The following is a 20075-nucleotide window of genomic DNA, read 5'->3' on the forward strand; positions in this document are numbered from 1 at the left end:
ACGATGTGCCTGGCAGTCCCAGGAAAGGTGCTCAACCTGCAGGAGCGGGACGGCACTCTGATGTCCGTTGTCGACTTCGGCGGTGTGCACAAAGACGTATGTCTGGAATACATCCCGGACGCCGCGGTGGGCGACTACGTGGTGGTCCATGTCGGGTTCGCGATCCAGCGACTCGACGAGGAGTCGGCGCTGAAAACGCTGGCCGAGTTCGAACGCCTCGGCGTGCTCAACGAGGAATTCGGCGACGGTTTCGCGCTTGCCGCCAAGCAGGCCGGATTGGCCGACCCCACCCGCTCAGCCCCAACGGCCTCGGCAGCCGAACCTGCTCGGCCGCAACCCGATACAGAGGTGACGTCATGAAGTATCTCGACGAGTTCAGCAATCCGGAACTGGCGAAGAAGCTGCTCGACCAGATCCACGCCGCGACGAACCGCCGCTGGTCCATCATGGAAGTCTGTGGCGGGCAAACCCATTCGATCATTCGGCACGGCATCGATCAGCTGTTGCCGAACGAGATCGAAATGATCCACGGCCCCGGCTGCCCGGTCTGCGTGACCCCGCTCGAAGTGATCGACAAGGCATTGGAGATCGCCGCCAGGCCAGGGGTGATCTTCTGTTCGTTCGGCGACATGCTGCGCGTGCCCGGCAGCAAGAACGACCTGTTCCGGGTGAAGAGCGAGGGCGGCGACGTGCGCGTGGTCTACTCGCCGCTGGACGCGCTGAACATCGCCAGGCAGCACCCGGACCGCCAGGTGGTGTTCTTCGGCATTGGTTTCGAGACCACCGCGCCCGCCAATGCGATGACCGTGTATCAGGCGAAACGCCTTGGTATCGAGAACTTCTCGCTGCTGGTCTCGCATGTGCTCGTCCCGCCCGCGATCGCGGCGATCATGGAGTCGCCGAGCTGCCGGGTGCAGGGGTTCCTCGCCGCCGGACACGTCTGCAGCGTGATGGGCACCGAGGAGTATCCGCCGCTGGCCGAGAAGTACAAGGTGCCGATGGTGGTGACCGGGTTCGAGCCGCTCGACATCCTGGAAGGCATCCGCCGCACGGTGATTCAGCTCGAGGAAGGCCGCCACGAACTGGAGAACGCCTATCCGCGCGCGGTCCGCGCGGGCGGCAACCCGGCCGCGCGGGCGATGCTGCGCGATGTCTTCGACGTGACCGACCGCGCCTGGCGGGGGATCGGCGTGATTCCGCAGAGCGGCTGGCAGCTCTCGGAGCGCTACCGGGACTACGACGCGGAACTCCGCTTCTCGGTCACCGACATCCACACCGACGAGTCGTCGATCTGCCGCTCCGGCGAGGTGCTGCAAGGCCTGATCAAGCCGCACGAATGCGCCGCGTTCGGCAAGGAGTGCACGCCGCGAAACCCGTTGGGCGCCACCATGGTGTCGTCCGAGGGCGCCTGCGCGGCCTACTACCTGTACCGCCGCCTCGATCTGCCTGCGGAGGTTGCTCATGCCTGACGAAACGGTCGTCGCAGGGGCGACCATCGACATGGAGGGCTGGGTGTGCCCGATGCCCCTGCGGGACTCCCCGAACATCGTGATGGGCCACGGCGGTGGCGGCGCGATGTCCGGCGAGCTGATCGAGCACCTGTTCCTGCCCGCCTTCGGCGCGGCCGCCGACGCGGGGCTCGGCGATTCCGCGGTGATCACGCTCGGCGGCGTCCGGCTGGCCTTCTCCACCGACTCGTTCGTGGTGAAGCCGCTGATGTTCCCCGGCGGGTCCATCGGTGATCTCGCGGTCAACGGCACGGTCAACGATCTCGCGATGTCCGGGGCGCGCCCGATGGTGCTGTCCACCGCGTTCATCCTGGAGGAGGGCACCGCACTCGCCGAGATAGCCCAGGTCGCGAAGGCGGTCGGCACGGCGGCGTTGGCGGCCGGGGTCACCCTCGTCACCGGCGACACCAAGGTGGTCGACGCCGGGCACGGCGACGGCATCTTCATCAACACCGCGGGGATCGGCCTGGTCGATGCCGGGGTCGACATCCGCCCGCAGCGGGCACGGCCGGGCGATGTCGTGCTGGTCAGCGGCGATATCGGGGTGCACGGCGTCGCGGTGATGAGCTGTCGGGAGGGCTTGGAGTTCGGCACAACGGTGTGCAGCGACACCGCGCCGCTCAACGGTCTGGTGGCCGCGATGCTGGCGACCGGCGCCGACCTGCACGTGCTGCGCGACCCCACCCGCGGCGGGGTGTCGGCGACCCTCAACGAGATCGCACGCGCCGCGAAAGTCGGTGTGGCACTGGATGAACGCAAGTTGCCGGTACCCGCAGCGGTGCGCGACGCCTGCGGCCTGCTCGGCCTCGACCCGATGTATGTGGCCAACGAGGGCAAGCTCGTCGCCTTCGTCGCGCCGGAGGAGGCGGATCAGGTGCTTGCCGCGATGCACGAGCATCCGCTCGGTGCGCGTGCCGCCGCGATCGGTGTCTGCGTCGAGGAGCATCCCGGCATGGTTGTCGCGCGCACCGCGCTCGGCGGCACCAGGGTCGTCGATCTCCCCGCGGGCGAGCAGTTGCCCCGGATCTGTTGAGGCACAAGGTGTTCGATCCGTCGACACAGTGAGGAGCCCGCCATCACCCAGGTGACCAACGGCACCGAGATCTTCGCCAGGTACGCCTACGCCCCGAATCGGCTCGGCTTCTGCGGGCCGCCGGAGGCCGTCGCCTTGCGCGGCGGCTCCGACGCGGACGTGCGGGCGGTGGCCAGGCAGTTTTCCGGCGCATGGCCGTATCTGTGGGCGATGTCCCGGCTGACGGGGATCAGCGACCCGCTGGATTACCGTCTGGTGGAGTCGTATTGGCTCGGCGGCGGGGTCGGCGCGCGGCTCGACCCCGCCGCGTTCGCGGCCGAACTGCTCGCCGTCATCGGCCCGCTCGCCGGGCACTACTGGTCCCATCTGACCGAGGATCTCGCCGCCGAGGCCGCCGCCAATCACTGCTTCCACGTGTTCGGCGTCTATCCGTGGACGCGGCTGCTCGGCAGGGATGCCCGCGACCAGCCGCGCCAGGTGCTCGACGGCTGCCGCATCTCCTGGGGCACCGTGCTCGACTGCACGCCAACCGATATCACGCTCAGCTCGCGCCGCCTGCGCTGGGACGGCCGCGAGCTGAGCCTGTCCGATCCGGAGCCGAGGCGCGCTGAGATCTGGACCGACGGCTACTCCGCCGTCCCCGATGTGACGCCTGGCGACCAGGTTGCCGTGCACTGGAATCGCCTCTGCGGCCATCTGACGTCTGCACAGGTCAACGACCTCGAGTTGAGCACCCTGCGCCAGCTGCACGTGACCAACCGCAGGCTCACGGCCGCACGCTGAGCCGACCGGTCTGGCGGCCGGACCGAAACCTTCCTCGCCCGCCGAATCGACTCCACGATGATTCGGCGGGCCGCCCAGCTACTGGCTTGCCTTGATGCGAGCCGCCCGGCTCGGGAGTAACGGTGTGTCGACGAGGTAGCGCCAGCGGCCGTCGGTGGCCGTGCACGGTGATGGTCGCCGCCGTCGGGAGCGGCGCCTTCGATGCGCCAGCCGACGATGAGCAGTGCGATGGTGTCAGCGGCGTTTGGTGACGTGCACGCCGTGCCCTGGTCGCCACAGCTCGACGATCAGGAGTTCCTGCTCTTGGTCGACGCTGGTGAGGACGGCGTCGGTGAGGTCGAGGCGGAAGGCGTGCGAGGTATCGGCCGGGTCGGCGCCTGCCGCCTCGCGCGCGGCCGGGTCGGTGAGTTCGACGGCCGTGCCGGACACTTTGGCGTCACCGTCGGGGGCCGGATGCGCATGGATCGCGCAGCGGCCGTCGCGTTGCAGGTCGTGGGCCTTGCGTGCGTCGGGCATCGAGCCGAAGGTCAGATCAGGGCCGTGGAAGGCCACTTCGGAGCCGCTCACGCGCGGGGCGCCGTCGGCGCGGAGGGTCGCGAGCACGTGACTCTCGTGCTGCTGGAACCGCCGCTTCACCGCCGCCGCCAATTCCGGGGCCTCGTTCTCGAAATCAAGCCAGGTAGCCACGGCCTCCAGCATCGCACCGCCCACCGACACATTCGGGCCGTTCGCTCGGTCCGGAGCTCACGAGCGGGACATGGTGGAGGTGTTCACGGCGTGTCGCCTCCGCAATGTCCCGCTCGTCAGAAGGTCTCACCTGGTGTGAGGTGGGAGTCTGGTCGGTGTTCAGTGTGGTGGGTCGGTGAGGTTGTATACGGCGACGTTGCCGTAATAGGTCGGGGTGTAGTGGGCGGCAACCCAATTCGCGATGTCCTTGTTGCCGGAGGGGCGCCAGCGGCCGGGAGTCGATGGTGACTGTTGACCGGCGGAAGGTGTTTGCTGGCCGGGGTCCGAGGACGGGGTTTGACCGGGATCGGCGGGCTGCTGCCCGGGCGTGGGTGGTTGCTGGCCCGAGTTCGCCTGACGCTGTTGGCGACGGGCGGCTGGTTGTTGACCGGGGTCGGTGAGGACTCCCGGTTGGTCGGTGACCCTCCAGGAGTCGGGCAGCTGGACTTCTTGCGCGAGGTAGTAGGTCACCTGATGGGTGCGGACGAGGTTCTCGAAATCGGCGAGGGTCGGCACCGGGTCGTCGGAGGTGAAGCCACCGATGGCGATCACCGGTGTGCGGCTTGCCAATTCGAGGCTCGCGGCGACCGAGGACCGGTCCACCGCCGCCGACCAAGTCGTGGTCGTTTCGCGGAGCAGCGCGGCCACTTGCGGTTCGGTCGAGCCGTCCATGAACGCGGTGACGGCGCGGCGGAATTGATTTGCGGTGCCCGGTCTATCAGGCTTCGCGGGACCGACGGACGGACCTCCGCCGACATGCTCCTGTGGCAGGGTGGCTGCCGCGTAGGCGGAAGTGCCGCCGAGTCCGGCCAGGACACCCGCGACCACCAGCACCGAGACCGCCCGGGTCGGCACCCGGCGCGACATCGCAGGGAACGCGGCGGCAAGCAGCCCCAGCGCCGCGAGCACAGCGACGACGAGCAGCGTCCAGCGCAGCCAGGGCAACCATTCGGCGTTGCGTTGCAACAGCACGAAGGCCCAGCCACCGGTCGCGAGAACCAGTGCAGCAGCACCGATCCGGCCGAATGCTTCGTCGCGCCGTCGCCATGCCTCGTACACGCCGAGCGCGAACATCCCCGCCACCGCAGGCCCGATCGCCAACGTGTAGTACGCGTGCATGCCACCCTGCATAGTGGTGAACGCCACACCGTCGATCACCAGCCACAGGCCGAAAACCAGTGTCGCACCGCGCAGTTGATCGGTGCGCGGCGCCCGCCATCGGGATACCAACACGAAGGCGAAGGCAAGCAGCGCGGCAGGCAGCAGCCAGGAAATCTCGAATCCGATTTCCCCGGTGAACATCCGATCCGGACCCGACCCACCGAACCCGCCGAAACCACCGAAGCCCGCGCCGGCCGCATGCGGCATTTCATACCCGGGTGGCAGCTCGAAATGGTTGCCGCCCCGGTGATTTTGTCCGAGGAAGCGTGCGAATCCGTTATAGCCGAGCACCAGATCCATGAAGGTGTTGTTGGTCGAGCCTGCCAGATAGGGGCGCGACGACGCGGGCCACAGCATGGTCAGCAGCACATACCAGCCGGACGACACGATCAGTGCCGCAGCAGCGCCGAGCAAGTGCCACAACCGATCCCGCAGCGATGTCGGCGCGACGAGCAGGTAGGCGATGGCCAACGCGGGCAGCACCATGAGTCCTTCGAGCATCTTGGCGAGGAAGGCGAAGCCGAGCGCGACCCCGGCCAACATCAGCCACCGTGCACTGGCGTGGCGCAGCGCCCGGATCGTGCAGTAGGCGCCCGCGGTCATCAGCAGCACCATCACCGCGTCCGGGTTGTTGAACCGGAACATCAACGCCACTACCGGAGTCGCCGCGAGCACCGCGCCTGCGAGCAGCCCGGCGCCCCGGTTGTCGGTTGCCCGGGTCACCGCCGCATAGAGCAGCGCCACCGCGGCGACCGCCATCAAGGCCTGCGGGACGAGCATGCTCGCACTGCTGAACCCGAACAGCTGCCCGGACAGGCCCATCACCCATTGCGATACCGGTGGCTTGTCGACGGTGATGAAGTTGCCGGGGTCGAGCGACCCGAACAGCAGCGCTTCCCAATTCCGCGACCCTGCCCAGGCGGCAGCGGCGTAGAAGTTGTTGCCCATGCCGTTCACGGTGATGTGCCATAGGTAGGCCGCCGCGGTGCCGATCAGGAGCGCGACCAGTCCCACTCGCTCCCAGCGCCGAGCCGGTAGCAGGCCCGCCGGTGGGGGAGCGGTGGTGGTGTCGGTCGCATCGGGCAGGGCCGGTTCGGCGCTGATCGTGGTCACCGCAGGAAGCATGACCGGCGCACCGGTGAGGATCCTGGGTGCTGTCTGGCAATGTGCTGTGAGCTCGGCGCGGAAGCGCAAACGACAACGGCCGCACGGATCTCCGCGCGGCCGTTCGTGTGTCGTGCCTGCGGTCAGATCTTGCGAATGACCGTGACGACCTTGCCGAGAACCTGCGCGTCGTTGCCGGGGATCGGTTCGAACACCGGGTTGTGCGGCATCAGCCAGACATCCTTGCCGGTGCGCTTGAACGTCTTCACCGTCGCCTCGCCGTCGATCATGGCGGCGACGATGTCACCGTTGTCGGCGACGTTCTGCTGGCGCACCACCACCCAGTCGCCGTCGCAGATCGCCGCGTCGATCATCGACTGACCGACGACCTTCAGCAGGAACAGCGAGCCTTCACCGACCAGCTCGCGAGGCAGCGGGAACACGTCCTCCACCGCCTGCTCGGCCAGGATCGGGCCACCGGCGGCGATCCGGCCGAGGACCGGAACGAACGTCGGTGTCGGCCTGCCGGAATCGCCGACGCCGCTTTCGGTGTCGTCGACGGCGGCGACGTGCAGGCTGGTGACCGCGCGCCCCACTTCGTCGAGGCCTCGGACGTCAACGGCGCGTGGACGATTCGGGTCGCGCCGCAGGAATCCCTTGCGCTCCAAGGCGCGTAGCTGATGGGCCACCGAGGAGGTGGACGTCAGTCCGACGGCGTCGCCGATTTCCCTGATGCTCGGCGGGTAGCCACGTTCGCTCACCGAGGATCGGATCACCTCCAGCACTTTGCGCTGACGCACGGTGAGATCCGCCCCGGTTACCGCCGAGTCGGCGCCGCCTTCGCTCTCGTCGCCCGTGTCGTCTGTGTGCCTCACCACAACCGCCCTTCCTTGCTGTGTCCGGGCTGATCCGCCGCCCGGCATATCTGTGCGAGCTCTGTCCTGAATTTCGTCTCTCGAATCTAGTCCGGTCGCGCCGATGTTTCAAACATCTGTTCGAGGAGTGTCGGGCGTTTCTGCTGACTTTGTCGGTGGGCCGTGGTAGAAATCGAACATCAGTTCTTCGAACACCTGATCGAATAGCAAGACGAAAATGACACCACCGAAGAACCCCCAGCTCGACCGGCCCAGCTCGAACACAGACGGAGCACCCACCACGGAGGTTTGTCCGATGAGCACTGCGATCAGCGACATCGACACGGACATCGACACGCCGATTCACCCCGCCCGCGCGACGCTCGCACCGCGCCCGCTCGACACCGCCGACGTCGCCGCCGCGGACGATCTCGGCTTCGACACCGTCCCGCGCGTGCACCGCGGCACCGCGCGGTCGCGCACCATGGACGTGGCGCATCGATCCGTCGTCGACCGGCGCCCGCGTGGCGCGCGACCCGCCGGTGCGCTCGTCGCATACGACCGTGGCACAAGGACTTCGGTGCGCCGCCCGGTGCGTGGCGCGCATCCCGGCGAGCTGGTCGAGCAGGCGCAGGTCGGATTCGCCGTGCTCGCCGTTGCGGCGCTGCTGAGTGCGCTCGTGGTTGCTGCGCTCATCACGCTCGCGCACTTGCGGGCGGGGGACTGGGGTGGGTCGACGACCACCGGCACCGTGCCCGCAGTGGTCGATGGACAGTCGCTGACCGACGACTCGGTCCCGGCAGGCTCGTGGACCGGCGGAGCTGTGGCGCCGCGCTGACCGTGGGAAACGGCCAGGAGCGTGGCCGAATTTGTTGATCACAAGATATAACCCGTTGCTATTGTGCTGAAAACGTGACCTGGGCAACACCTTTGCCCGCGAACGAAATTCAGGACATTTCGCACATGACACACCTAGTCACCGTCGGACGCTCCCTCCGATCGCTCGCCCAGATCGCCTGTCTCTGTTTGTGTCTCGTCATCGGTTTCGGCGCGATGCCCGCCGCCCAGGCGGCGCCCACCTACGCCGCGTACCTGGATCTGCCCGCTGTCAACGGCGACGGCGCGGGTGGTGGTGGCCTGAATCCGGCACTGCCACTGGACGAATCGGAGTTGTTCGCGGCGCTCGAGCAGGCGCGGGCCGACGGGGTGGCGCCGCGACGGTACGCGACACTGCTGCATCAGTACTGGCTGGTCGTCTCGACGCGCAACGCGGGCATCGACCTCGCGACCTGGGATCCCGCGCGCGGGGTGCGGGCCAACGAGCGCACCTTCAACCAGGTGTACGTCAACTATCTGCGGCTCACCACCTCGCGCCCCGACTTCTACTGGACCGGGCTGGCAGGCCTCGCGGGCGGCTCCTTCGCCTCCGGGTTCTTCGACATGAGCGACGTGGGCGTGGTGCTCGACGTGCCGGGCATCAACCAACTCGGCAACGCGGTGGCCGATCTGCTACGCAACACGCCCGAGGAATTGGTGCGCGTGTTGCCCGACGACATCCGGTTGCTCGCCACCGAAGGCTCCCGGCTCAGCACCGAGGATGTCGCCTGGTACCAGACCCGGCTGATGATCATGCAGAAGCACATCTTCACCGACCTGGTCCCGATGCACGAAGCCTATGTCGCACTGGGGATACGCGGCATCGACGAGATGTACCAGGCGGGAGTGCTCGACGACGACATCCACACCGCGTGGCAGGGTATCGCGAGCGGCACCCGGGACGGCCTCATCGACGCACTGATCCGGATGACCGACCGCGAACAGAACCGCGTGATCGCCGACCAGTGGGACGTGACCGCGGCGGGCCGGGCGCCGATCGGCCGGGTCCTCACGTATGTGAGCACGGTCGCAGGCAAAGCCGCGGTCCCTGGTGTGCTCGCGCCCGGCGTCTTCGCCCCGACCACTGTCCGCGCCGAGGTCGGCGGCCGCACCCTGACGCTGCGCACCCCGCTGCCCAACTTCAATTGGGCCGACCGCGACCCACGCTGGACCTACCTCATCGGCGACCTCGTCCCGCGCCACGTCGACCTGGAACTGAACCCAGCGCTCGGCCCGGCCGTGCTTGGTGAGCCGTTCTGGAACAAGCTCGCTCGTGGCCGACTGGTCCCTCGGCTGCCCGAGCTCATCGCCGACCTGACCTCACAGTGGCAGATCGGCGAATAGCCGTGCGCCGGCCGGGGAATGCGCCCGACATAGCGTGATCTATGCCGGGAGTTTCCGGTGGGCGAAGCCCGTGGTCCAGGGTGAGTGAGACAACCTGAGTATCCGGACAGGTATCCTCGAAGGGCTATGCAGGTATTCCGCGTATCGCCTGAGGTCTACCTGGTGCCGGGGTCTAGGCCCCTGTACACGTGCTCGCCGGGACGGTCACCTCGATCGGTTGCCGGGCCGGCCGCGAGCGCGCGCATCGACGAAGGACTTTTCGGATGCATTGCCCGTACTGCCGACACCCCGACTCCCGGGTCGTGGACTCGCGCGAGGCCGACGAAGGTGCGGCCATCCGCCGCCGCCGCGCCTGCCCGCACTGCGGGCGGCGGTTCAGCACGGTGGAAACCGCGATCCTGTCCGTGGTCAAACGCAGCGGCGTCACCGAACCGTTCAGCAGGGAGAAGGTAATTCGTGGTGTCCGCCGCGCTTGCCAAGGACGCGAAGTCGACGACGACGCCCTGAACCTGCTCGCACAGAAGGTGGAAGACGCCGTGCGCGCCAAGGGATCTCCGGAGGTGCCGAGTCACGAGGTCGGCCTGGCAATCCTCGGCCCGCTGCGCGATCTCGACGAGGTCGCCTACCTCCGCTTCGCCTCGGTCTACCGATCCTTCACCTCCGCAGCGGATTTCGAACGCGAGATTCAAGAGATGCGCCAGGCGCGCGCCGACGCGGCAGCGATGGTGCCCGCCGAGTAGTCAGCTGGTCGATATGCGCCAACAACCATGTGGCCCAACGTAGTCCGATCCGAGCTGGTCACCACGGCTGGGAGGTGCCGGAGGCGGTCGTCAGTGAGGCACTCGTCCGGGACAAGCGGCCCGCCACCGCACGGCGCGTCTATCTACGGATCGCGGCGATGGCGCGTTCTATCCGCTTGACGGACACCGGGAATGGGGTGCCGAGCTTCTGCGCGAACAGGCTGATCCGGAATTCTTCGATCATCCACCAGATTTCGGCTACCGCGGCGGCGTGGCGGCGGTTCTCGGGCAGGGAGTTCACCAGACGGTCGTAGGCGGCGATGGCGCGGTCGAGTTCGATCATGCTCTGGCGGTCGCGCACGGCGGAACCGGGGAGGGTTTCCAGACGGGCGACGGCGCCTTGGAGATAGCGGGGGAGTTCGCGCAGTCTGGTGCTGCCCCATTCGGAGACGAAGCCGGGGAAGACCAGGTTGTCCACCTGGTCGCGGACGTCGTCGGCGATGTCGCGCTCGGCGGTGTTCGCCAGTGCCGCCGAAACCCGGTGTGCGTCGGCCAGAATCGGGACGACGAGGCGAACCAGCTGCGCGACGGCGGAGGTCAGGTCGGGGCGGATCTTCGCGACCAACGCGGCGAAGTCGTCCGGATTGTGCACAGGTCCGCCCGCGGCGGCGATGAGCTCGTCGGCGGCAGCGGTGCGGCAATCCTCGACCAGTGCCTCCAACGATCCGTACGGATTCTGGCTCAGCGCAAGACGTTCCGTGGGTCGCAGGCCTGCGGTGACCGTGCGGGCCGAGGTCGGTAACGCGTTCAGAACGAGGGCGCGGGTCCCGGCGCGCATCGCGGCGGTCTGGGCGGCGGGCGAGCTGAGCACTCGCACGGCGACCCCCTCGCCCTCCGGAACCAGGGCGGGATATCCGGTGACGGTCTGCCCGGCGACCTCGCGCCGGACCGTCGGCGCAACGGTGCCGAGCGATTCCGACGTCCAGACCGCGGCGGGGGCACGTTCCGCCCCCGCGGTCGCCCGCGCGACGGACGCGGAAACCTGGTCGGCCAGCTGGGTTTTCAATGCGGCCAGACTCTTGCCGCGCGCCAGGGTCGTTCCCGCGGCGTCGATGGCGGCGAAGGTCATGCGCAGGTGATCGGGTAAGGCCGCCGGATCCAGGTCACCGGGGTCGATCGTGATCGATCCGAGTCGCGACAACTCCCGCGCCAACCCGGTGCGCAGCGGTTCGGCACGCGGCGTCAGCGCGGCCAGCGCCGCCGCCGCGAAATCCGGTGCGGGAACAACGCTGCGCCGCAACGCCTTCGGGAGGGTCTTGATCAGTGCGGCGGCCAGCTCGTCCCGCATGCCTGGCACCAGCCAGTCGAAGCCGACGGCCCGCACATGGGCCAGCTGCTCGACCGGGATGCGGACGGTGACACCGTCTTCCTCATTACCGGGCTCGAATTGATAGGTGAGCGGGAAACTCAGCTCGCCCTGCCGCCACGCGTCGGGGAAGGCTGCCGGGTCAAGCACTGCCGCGCCCTCGTTGACCACGGTCGAGGTCGAGAAGTCGAGCAGCGCGGGGTCTTTGCGCTTCGCGGATTTCCACCAGCTGTCGAAGTGGCGCACCGAGACGATGTCGGCAGGCAGGCGCTTGTCGTAGAACTCGAACAGAACCTCGTCGTCGACGAGGATGTCGCGGCGGCGGGCACGATGCTCCAGGTCGGCGACATCGTCGATCAATTCGCGGTTGCGGTGGAAGAACTCGTGGCGGGTCTGCCATTCGCCCTGCACCAGTGCGTGCCGGATGAACAGTTCGCGCGACAGCTCGGGATCTATCCGGCCGTAGTCGACCTGCCTGCCGGTCACCAGAGGGATGCCGTACAGCGTGACACGTTCGTAGGCGCTCGCGGCGCCGCGCTTGGTCGACCAATGCGGCTCGGAATAGGTGCGTTTCACCAGATCGCCCGCGAGGCGCTCGGCCCACTCCGGCTCCACCTTGGCGGCGATCCGACCCCACAGCCGGGACGTCTCCACCAATTCGGCGGCCATCACCCAGCGCGGCGCCTTCTTCGCCAGCGACGAGCCGGGGAAGATCATGAACTTCGCGTTGCGGGCGCCGAGGAATTCCCGCGACTCCGCCTCGCGCACCCCGATGTGGGACAGCATGCCCGCCAGCAGTGCCTGGTGAATGCCGACGGAATCCCATGGCATGCCGTCGGATTCGAGCGCCGATCCGTCCGCCGCCTGCGGTGCGTTGCCGCGTCCGCGCTTCGGACCGGACTGTTCGCCGGCACGGCCGCGAGAGGTGTTGGCGCCCTTCTGGTTCGGGGATCCGCTCGGCGCTTCGCCGCCCGCCGACCGTCCACGGGGCGAACCGCTCTCGTGCTGCCTGCCGGTCTGATCGCTCGCGCCACCCTTGCCGCGGGAGCGCCCGCGGCGCGAACGGCCCGCTGCCTGCTCGGAGGTAGCGGCGTCGTCCTCGGCGCTGCCGGGCGTGGCCTCGGCTGACCAGCCGAGGCCCTTGGTGATGGTGCGCAGCTGCCCGTGTAGGTCCTGCCACTCCCTGATGCGCAGGTAATGCAGGAACTCGTCGCGGCACATCCGCCGGAACTGGTTGGACGACAGGGACTTCCGCTGCTCGGTCAGGTAGTCCCACAGCCGGAGATAGGCGAGGAAGTCCGAACCCTCGACAATGAACCTGGCGTGCTTGGTGTCGGCGGCCTGCTGGTTGTCGGCGGGACGCTCGCGCACATCCTGGATCGACAATGCCGCAACGATGATCAGCACCTCCGCGAGGCAGCCGGTGCGGTGCGCCTCGACGAGCATGCGCGCCATCCGCGGATCGACGGGCAACTGCGCCATGTCCCGGCCGATCGGCGTCAGCGTGAGTCCGGTGTCGTCGGACCGAGCTGCTTCTGCCGTCCGCCGCCCCAGCGCGCCGAGTTCTTCCAGCAGTGCGATGCCGTCGCGGATCGCACGCTTGTCCGGCGCCTCCACGAACGGGAAGTTCTCGATATCGCCGAGGCCGAGCGCGGTCATCTGCAGGATGACGGCGGCAAGGTTGGTGCGCAGGATCTCCGGTTCGGTGAACGCGGGCCGGGAATCGAAGTCGTCCTCGGAGTACAACCGGATGCAAATACCGTCGGCGACGCGTCCGCAGCGGCCCGCGCGCTGCCGGGCCGACGCCTGGGAGACCGGCTCGATCGGCAGCCGCTGCACCTTGGTGCGCATTGAATACCGCGAGATGCGCGCGGTTCCCGGGTCGACCACGTACCGGATGCCCGGCACCGTCAGCGAGGTCTCGGCGACATTGGTGGCCAGCACGACCCGGCGGCCGGGATGCGGCGCGAACACCCGATGCTGCTCGGCGGTGGACAGCCGCGCGTACAGCGGAAGGATCTCGGTGCGCGGCAGCTTCAGGTCGCGCAAAGCGTCTGCGGCGTCCCGGATTTCGCGTTCGCCCGACAGGAAGACCAGCACATCGCCGTCCCCCTCGGCGAACAGTTCGGTGACCGCGTCGCCGATGGCGTCGACCGGGTCGCGGTCGACCACCCTGGTGTCCTCGTCGTCTTCGTCCGCGGCGCCGGGCAGCTCCAGCGACAGCGGGCGATACCGCAACTCCACCGGATAGGACCGGCCCGACACCTCGACAATCGGTGCGGGAGTGCCCTTTTCGTCGGCGAAGTGCCTGGCGAACAGCTCCGGGTCGATGGTCGCCGAGGTGATGATCACCTTGAGATCGGGGCGGCGCGGCAACAGCTGTTTGAGATAGCCCAGCAGGAAGTCGATATTGAGACTGCGTTCGTGCGCCTCGTCGATGATGATCGTGTCGTAGCGGCGCAGCAGCCGGTCGCGCTGGATCTCGGCGAGCAGGATGCCGTCGGTCATCAGCTTGATCAGCGTCCGGTCCGAGGCGTGATCGGTGAAACGGACCGTATAGCCGACGACGTCACCGAGTTCGGTGTCGAGCTCCTCGGCGATGCGTTCGGCGACCGTGCGCGCGGCCAGCCTGCGCGGCTGGGTGTGACCGATGGTGCCGCGGATGCCGCGGCCGAGTTCCAGGCAGATCTTGGGGATCTGGGTGGTCTTACCCGAACCGGTCTCGCCGGCCACGATCACCACCTGATGTGCGGCGATGGCGGCGGCGATGTCGTCGCGGCGCTGCGTGACCGGCAGTTGCTCGGGGTAGCGGATCTGCGGCACCGCGGCACGACGTGCGTCGATGCGCAGTTCCGCGGTGGCGATCTCGCTCGCGACCGCGTCGAGGTCGTCGCCGCGGGCCCGGTCGAGTCGGCGTCGCAGCCGGTACTCGTCGCGGAGGGAGAGATTCGCCAGGCGGGTGCGGAGCTCGCGGGGTCCGGTGTCAGCTGTCCTGGTCATTGCAGTGATAAGCGTAGCGAAGGGCGGCAACTGGGTTTTCCGTCAGGCGGTGCTGTCCGGTAGCCACCAGTGTGCCGCCAATCTTGTCATCCCAGGTCAATGGGTATTGATATGCGAGGATCGGGCCATGAACCCCGATTCGGGCACGGCTTGGGTGTATCGCGGCCTTCGGGTCGCCTTCGGTGTGCTCGGCATCGTCGCGCTGGCCTGGATCCCGCTGCGCAACCTGCACGAGTCCGCGTTCTCCCCGGGAAATTACTTCAGCTACTTCACGATTCAATCGAACGTGCTCGGCGTCCTGGTGCTGCTGCTCGGCGGCCTCGCCGACCCGCAGGGGCGTCGCTGGCAGGCGATACGCGGCGCGAGCACGCTCTATCTGCTCATCACCGGCGTCGTCTACGCGGTGCTGCTGGCCAATATCGACGTGATGCTCACCGATCGCTGGATCAACGACATCCTGCACCGGGTGCTGCCGATCGTGCTGGTGGCCGACTGGGTGCTCGTCCCGGCTCGCGCGCGGGTGGAGCTCTCGCCACGGCTCGTCACCAGCTGGTTGGTGTATCCGGTGATCTATGGCGTCTACACGCTGGTCCGTGGGCCGATGGTCGACTGGTATCCGTATCCCTTCATGGATCCGCGGATCAACGGCTGGATCTCGCTGGCGATCGGACTGATCGTGCTGCTCGGTGTCTTCACGCTGCTCGCCATCGCGATCGCCGCGGTCGGCGGCCTGGCCCGGCGCCGGACGCCATGAGCGGCATCGATCGGCCCGGAGCACAGTCGGACACCCGCATCGCTGTCGAAGGGAGCGGTCCTGAGGGGGCTCCGACCAGGCCTCATTCGACGGCGACGCAGGAGTGTCGCTGGCCATACCCGGTGGCGTGGACGACTGGGTTTGGGCTGGTTGGGTCGGAATCCGTCGGGGACAGGGGTGGGGCCGATTCGGAGGAGGACACTTTCCTCCGGTAAAGGTGGACACATGAACTCGCTATGGCACGGATTTGCCGACATGGGTGCGGTCGAGCGGGACGGCGCGTTCGTCGTCGCCCGTGGCGAGGGCGCCTACATCTACGACGCCGCTGGCAACCGCTACCTGGACGCGACCGCGGGCCTGTGGTTCACCAACGTCGGCCACGGCCGCGGCGAGATCGCCGACGCGGTCGCCGCGCAGCTGCGCCAGATCGCGCACTACTCCAACTTCGGTGACTTCACCGAACCGGCCACCCAGCAGCTCGCCGAGCGGCTGTCCGCGCTGGCGCCGGTGCCAGGCAGCAAGATCTTCTTCACCTCCGGCGGCTCGGACTCGGTGGACACCGCCGCCAAGCTGGCCCGCCGCTACTGGCACGAGCTCGGCAGACCGGACAAGACGATCGTGGTCGGGCGACAGAAGGCCTATCACGGCATGCACGTCGCCGGTACCGCGCTGGCAGGCATCCCGGTGAACCGTGAGGGCTACGGCGAGCTGATGGCCGACGCGCGCACCATCGAATGGGACAACCCGAAGGCGCTGCTCACGCTGATCGAGGAGCTCGGCGCCGAGCGGATCGCCGCGTTCTTCTGCGAACCCATCATCGGCGCGGGCGGCATCTACCTGCCGCCGGACGGCTACCTCGCCGAGGTCAGGCAGATCTGCCGCGATCACGACATCCTGTTCGTCGCCGACGAGGTGGTGACCGGCTTCGGGCGCATCGGTGGATCCTGGTTCGCCTCTTCGCGATTCGGCCTCGAGCCGGACCTGATGACCACCGCCAAGGGACTCACCTCCGGCTACCTGCCGATGGGTGCGGTCTTCATCGCGCCGCACATCGCCGAGCCGTTCTTCAGTGGCGGCGTGTGGTGGCGGCACGGGTACACCTACGGCGGGCACGCGGGTGCGGCCGCCGCGGCGCTGGCCAACCTCGACATTGTCGAGCGGGAGAATCTGCTCGCCGAGTCGGCGCGGCTGGAGCGGACCCTGCACGAGCGGCTCGCGCCGCTGGCCGAGCATCCTCGGGTCGCCGAGGTGCGCAGTGGGCTCGGTGCCGTGGCTGCGGTCCAGCTCGTCGATCCCGCCGAAGGGTTGCCGTTCGTGAAAACCTTGCGGGCGCACGGTATTTCGGGGCGTGCGGCGGGACAGGGTGCGATGCAGATCTCGCCGTCGTTCGTGATGACGGACGATCAGGTCGGTGAGTTGGTCGACGGATTCACCCGCGCGCTGGGCTGAGGCTCTCGTGCAGGGCTGACCGTCCGCGTCGGGCTGAGCCTCGCGTGCTGGGCTGAGCACCACGGGTCCTGGGTACTCGTGTTGGGCGGACCGCTTCTGTTGGACCGACCGCCTGCTTCCTGGGCCGATCAGACGCTGTTGTCCCGCACTGCAATCGGTGCGGGACAACCGTCGAGATGCCGCGAGCCAAGGGCCGTGCGCCGGCCTGCTCGCCGGGCATCGCTCAGAGGGTGCGGGTCATGAAGGTGCAGTACGGGTCGAGCTGGTAGTCGCCGAAGGGCGGGCAGTACTCGAAACCGTGTGCGGCGTAGAGCTTCTGGGCGGGGGCGAAGAACTCGACCGTCCCGGTCTCCAGGCTCAATTGCCGGTATCCGCGGTGGCGTGCTTCCGCGATCAGGTGGCGCAACAACATCGCGGCGATGCCACGGCGGCGGTGGGTCGCGGCGGTGCGCATGGACTTGATCTCGGCGTGCTCGTCATCGAGCTGTTTGAGCGCGGCGCAGCCTGCCAGGGTGTCGCCGTCCCAGCCGCTCCAGAAGGTGATCTCCGGACGGCGCAGGGCCGTCAGGTCGAGTGCGTGCATGCTCTCGGCGGGGGACTGCGCGGCCATGTCGGTCAAATGATCGGTGAGCAGGGCCGCGATCTCCGGCCCCGACAGATCGTCGACCGTGATGCGCAGGGTGAGAAGGGCGCCGGTGACGAGTGTTTCCGAGATAACCGACTGGTCGGTGTTGCTAGACATTCGATCATCATGCACTGAATTCATCCCACGTGTGGTCTCAGGTGGGAACCGTCACCAACCGCATGCAGCACGACTTATGGTGAAGGTACTCGCCCGCAACGCTCGGTGGACTTCGCCGTCCCGCCAGGGGGTACGAATCATGAAGCTGGCCAAGGTCGCAACGCTGGCGGCCGCGGTGCCGCGCCGCGTGCTCGACGAAACCTATTACGCCGCACTGGCGGTCCGCGCCGGACTGGTCACGCCGGAACGGCCGGACCGCCTCGCCCGAATGGGCGTCGCGGTGCTGCGCTCCGGCATGATCGGCGGACTCGTCTCGGTCGGCGCCCTGCGCTACCGGGACCGGGCCGCCCTCATCGACGAACGCGGGCCGGTCACCTTCCGCGAACTCGACGACCGCACCAGCGCGCTCGCCAACGCGTGGCGGGCGCGCGGTCTGCGGGACGGAGAAACCGTGGCCGTCCTCGTCCGCAACCATCGCGGGTTCCACTACGCGGTGTTCGCTGCGGCCAAGTGCGGTGCGCGAATTCTCTTGCTCAACACCGATTTCGCCGGTCCGCAGCTGCGCGAGGTGGTCGGTCGTGAGGGCGCGGACCTGCTGGTCTACGACGAGGAATACACCGAGATCCTCGGCGACCTCGACGCGCCGCGCGGCCGCTACCGTGCCTGGGCCGAGGAACCCGGCGTCGACACCTTGGACAATCTGATCGCCGGTGCGGCGCGCACCACGCCGAAGCGGCCGACCACGACCGCGAAGATCATCCTGCTGACCAGCGGGACCACCGGCACCCCGAAGGGCGCCTCGCGTAGTGAACCGACCTCGCTGGCGCCACTGGGCGCCATCCTCGACAAGGTGCCGTTCCGGGCTCGCGAGGTGATCGAATGCGCGGCGCCGCTGTTCCATACGCTCGGCTTCGCGTTCTCGACCCTCGCGCTCGGTTTCGGATCAACGCTGGTGATCCGCCGCCGCTTCGACCCGCAGGCGGTGCTCGACAGCATGGACCGGCATCGGGCCACCGCGGTGATCGCGGTACCGGTGATGCTGCGGCGCATCATCGACCTCGGTCCGGACGCCCGTGCGGGGCACGACTTTTCCGCGCTCCGCATCATCTTCGTCGCCGGTTCGCAACTCGGCGCCGACCTGTGCACCAAGGTGCTCGACGTGTTCGGGCCGGTGCTCTACAACCTGTACGGCTCCACCGAGGTCGCCTACGCGACCATCGCGACCCCCGCCGACCTGGCGGTCGAGCCGGGCTGCGTCGGCAGCCCGGTGCCGAGCGCCACCGTCAGGATTCTCGACGAGAACGGCGCGGAACTGCCCGCAGGCGAGACCGGACGCATCTTCGTCGGCAACACCTACCAATTCGAGGGCTACACCGACGGCCGTGACAAGGATCGCATCGGCACGCTGATGTCGAGCGGCGATGTCGGCCACTTCGACAGTGCAGGCAGGCTTTTCATCGACGGACGCGACGACGACATGATCGTCTCCGGCGGCGAGAACGTCTTCCCCGGCGAGGTCGAGGAGCTGCTTGCCGCGCACCCCGCGGTGGCGGAGGTGAGTGCCTTCGGCGTGGACGACGATCGGTACGGGCAGCGGTTGCGCGCGGTGATTGTGGTGCGCGACGGGCACACCCTCGCGGAGGACGACGTGCGTGCGCACGTCAAGGAGCATCTGGCCCGGTTCAAGGTGCCGCGCGATGTGCTGTTCGTCGACGAGCTGCCGCGCAATCCGACAGGCAAGGTGCTCAAACGGGAACTGCGCGAGCTGTAATCGGATTCGGGGTGACTCAGCGGAGCTGACCGTTGCGGGCGAACAGGCGACGCAGGATGCCGCCTGAGGGTCCCAACGCGGTGCGAAGTCCGTGCGAGGCAGGCACGCTGATCAAACCGCCGCGCTGCCGCACCACACACTCGACAACGGCATCGGCGACCGCCTCCGGATCCTCGACCGAGCCGGAGGCGACCGTGCTCACGGTGACGCCGAGTTCGCCGAGTTCCTGATCGAGCGCGGCGCCGAGCCCGACCACGCCGTGCTTGGTCGCGCAATACACGGCAACCCCCAGCGCCGCGGTCACCCCGGCCGCGGTGCCGATGTTCACGATCTGCCCCTGCCCTTGCGTGGCGAATCGTTCTGCGGCAAGGCGGGTTCCGATGATCACGGCCCGCAGATTGATGTCGATCTGGCGGTCCGTCTCGGCCTCCGACTCCGCAAGGAACGGTCCGGCAGGCATCACGTCGGCGGCGTTCACCACGACATCGAGCCCACCGAGCTTGCGTTCGGCCGAGGTGAGGAAGCTCGCGAACCTGGCGCTGTCGGTGACATCGAGCGGCAGCCCGACCACCGTGCCCCCGTGGCTTCTGGCGAGCTGATCGGCGACCGCGCGCACCGATCCGGTGTCGATGTCACCGATCGCCACATCGGCCCCCTCCGCCAGGAAGGCCAGCGCGGTCTCACGTCCGATTCCGTGCGCACCTCCGGTGATCGCGATGCGTTTGCCAGCGAGTGTCTTCCGAGACATATGGTTTCGCCTGCCTTCGACTCCCTTAAACGCTAGATGGTCGCTGGCGCTTCGTTCCATGCGATATCGGGTCATGAATTTGCGCAATCCGGCCAGCGGAAACAGGGGTGAATCAT

The 20075-nt window shown here is 68.0% G+C and carries 16 protein-coding genes; 10 read left to right on the top strand and 6 right to left on the bottom strand.

Annotated features, from left to right (window positions below; all coding sequences use genetic code 11):
* Positions 1-3: 3 nt before the first annotated feature.
* The 4 genes from ACGFNJ_RS24545 to ACGFNJ_RS24560 are packed head-to-tail and all read left to right on the top strand — an operon-like array spanning position 4 to position 3324.
* Positions 4-360 (top strand): HypC/HybG/HupF family hydrogenase formation chaperone, encoded by a 357-nt coding sequence (locus ACGFNJ_RS24545; RefSeq protein ID WP_393452460.1) that lies wholly within the window; start codon positions 4-6, stop codon positions 358-360.
* Positions 357-1469, top strand: a complete 1113-nt coding sequence (gene hypD, locus ACGFNJ_RS24550; RefSeq protein WP_393452463.1) for a hydrogenase formation protein HypD — start codon at positions 357-359, stop codon at positions 1467-1469. The genes ACGFNJ_RS24545 and hypD overlap by 4 nt, the downstream gene beginning before the upstream one ends.
* Positions 1462-2541: a hydrogenase expression/formation protein HypE gene (hypE, locus tag ACGFNJ_RS24555; RefSeq protein ID WP_393452466.1), complete on the top strand. Its 1080-nt coding sequence runs from the start codon at positions 1462-1464 to the stop codon at positions 2539-2541. Before hypD ends, hypE begins: the two co-directional genes overlap by 8 nt.
* Positions 2542-2592: 51 nt before the next feature.
* Positions 2593-3324 (top strand): DUF6390 family protein, encoded by a 732-nt coding sequence (locus tag ACGFNJ_RS24560; RefSeq protein WP_393452469.1) that lies wholly within the window; start codon positions 2593-2595, stop codon positions 3322-3324.
* Positions 3325-3558: 234 nt separating this feature from the next.
* Here the strand turns inward: ACGFNJ_RS24560 and ACGFNJ_RS24565 are convergent, their stop codons facing one another.
* The 3 genes from ACGFNJ_RS24565 to lexA form a co-directional block, all read right to left on the bottom strand.
* The gene (locus ACGFNJ_RS24565; RefSeq protein ID WP_393452472.1) at positions 3559-4011 is read right to left on the bottom strand and encodes a pyridoxamine 5'-phosphate oxidase family protein; all 453 of its coding nucleotides are present in this window, start codon (positions 4009-4011) and stop codon (positions 3559-3561) included.
* A gap of 159 nt (positions 4012-4170) precedes the next feature.
* Entirely contained in the window at positions 4171-6336 is a 2166-nt protein-coding gene (locus tag ACGFNJ_RS24570; RefSeq protein ID WP_393452475.1) for an ArnT family glycosyltransferase, read from the bottom strand.
* A 122-nt stretch (positions 6337-6458) separates the two neighbouring features.
* Positions 6459-7115, bottom strand: a complete 657-nt coding sequence (gene lexA, locus ACGFNJ_RS24575) for a transcriptional repressor LexA (RefSeq protein WP_393454123.1) — start codon at positions 7113-7115, stop codon at positions 6459-6461.
* 370 nt (positions 7116-7485) lie between these two features.
* Here lexA and ACGFNJ_RS24580 point away from each other — a divergent pair, with 370 nt between their 5' ends.
* The 3 genes from ACGFNJ_RS24580 to nrdR all read left to right on the top strand — a co-directional run bounded on the left by ACGFNJ_RS24580 (position 7486) and on the right by nrdR (position 10129).
* Entirely contained in the window at positions 7486-8007 is a 522-nt protein-coding gene (locus tag ACGFNJ_RS24580) for a hypothetical protein (protein ID WP_393452478.1), read from the top strand.
* A 125-nt stretch (positions 8008-8132) separates the two neighbouring features.
* Positions 8133-9389 carry a hypothetical protein gene (locus tag ACGFNJ_RS24585; protein ID WP_393452481.1) on the top strand — a complete coding sequence of 419 codons (1257 nt, stop codon included), beginning with the start codon at positions 8133-8135 and terminating at the stop codon, positions 9387-9389.
* Between the two features lie 263 nt (positions 9390-9652).
* Entirely contained in the window at positions 9653-10129 is a 477-nt protein-coding gene (gene nrdR, locus ACGFNJ_RS24590) for a transcriptional regulator NrdR (protein ID WP_069160110.1), read from the top strand.
* A gap of 139 nt (positions 10130-10268) precedes the next feature.
* Here the strand turns inward: nrdR and hrpA are convergent, their stop codons facing one another.
* Positions 10269-14495, bottom strand: a complete 4227-nt coding sequence (hrpA, locus tag ACGFNJ_RS24595; protein ID WP_393452486.1) for an ATP-dependent RNA helicase HrpA — start codon at positions 14493-14495, stop codon at positions 10269-10271.
* A gap of 127 nt (positions 14496-14622) precedes the next feature.
* Here hrpA and ACGFNJ_RS24600 point away from each other — a divergent pair, with 127 nt between their 5' ends.
* A complete protein-coding gene (locus ACGFNJ_RS24600) occupies positions 14623-15249 on the top strand; it encodes a Pr6Pr family membrane protein (RefSeq protein ID WP_393452489.1) in 627 nt (208 codons plus the stop codon).
* Positions 15250-15474: 225 nt separating this feature from the next.
* Positions 15475-16698, top strand: coding sequence for an aspartate aminotransferase family protein (locus ACGFNJ_RS24605; RefSeq protein ID WP_393452492.1), 1224 nt, complete (start codon positions 15475-15477; stop codon positions 16696-16698).
* Between the two features lie 223 nt (positions 16699-16921).
* Here ACGFNJ_RS24605 and ACGFNJ_RS24610 read toward each other — a convergent pair whose 3' ends face one another.
* The gene (locus ACGFNJ_RS24610; RefSeq protein WP_393452496.1) at positions 16922-17440 is read right to left on the bottom strand and encodes a GNAT family N-acetyltransferase; all 519 of its coding nucleotides are present in this window, start codon (positions 17438-17440) and stop codon (positions 16922-16924) included.
* Positions 17441-17579: 139 nt separating this feature from the next.
* Between ACGFNJ_RS24610 and ACGFNJ_RS24615 the strand changes: the two genes are divergently transcribed.
* The gene (locus ACGFNJ_RS24615; RefSeq protein ID WP_393452499.1) at positions 17580-19211 is read left to right on the top strand and encodes an acyl-CoA synthetase; all 1632 of its coding nucleotides are present in this window, start codon (positions 17580-17582) and stop codon (positions 19209-19211) included.
* Between the two features lie 16 nt (positions 19212-19227).
* Here the strand turns inward: ACGFNJ_RS24615 and ACGFNJ_RS24620 are convergent, their stop codons facing one another.
* Complete coding sequence (locus tag ACGFNJ_RS24620) at positions 19228-19959, bottom strand: SDR family NAD(P)-dependent oxidoreductase (protein WP_393452502.1); 732 nt, start codon at positions 19957-19959, stop codon at positions 19228-19230.
* Between the last annotated feature and the right edge of the window lie 116 nt (positions 19960-20075).

Source organism: Nocardia sp. NPDC049149, assembly GCF_043197455.1.
Classification (GTDB): domain Bacteria; phylum Actinomycetota; class Actinomycetes; order Mycobacteriales; family Mycobacteriaceae; genus Nocardia.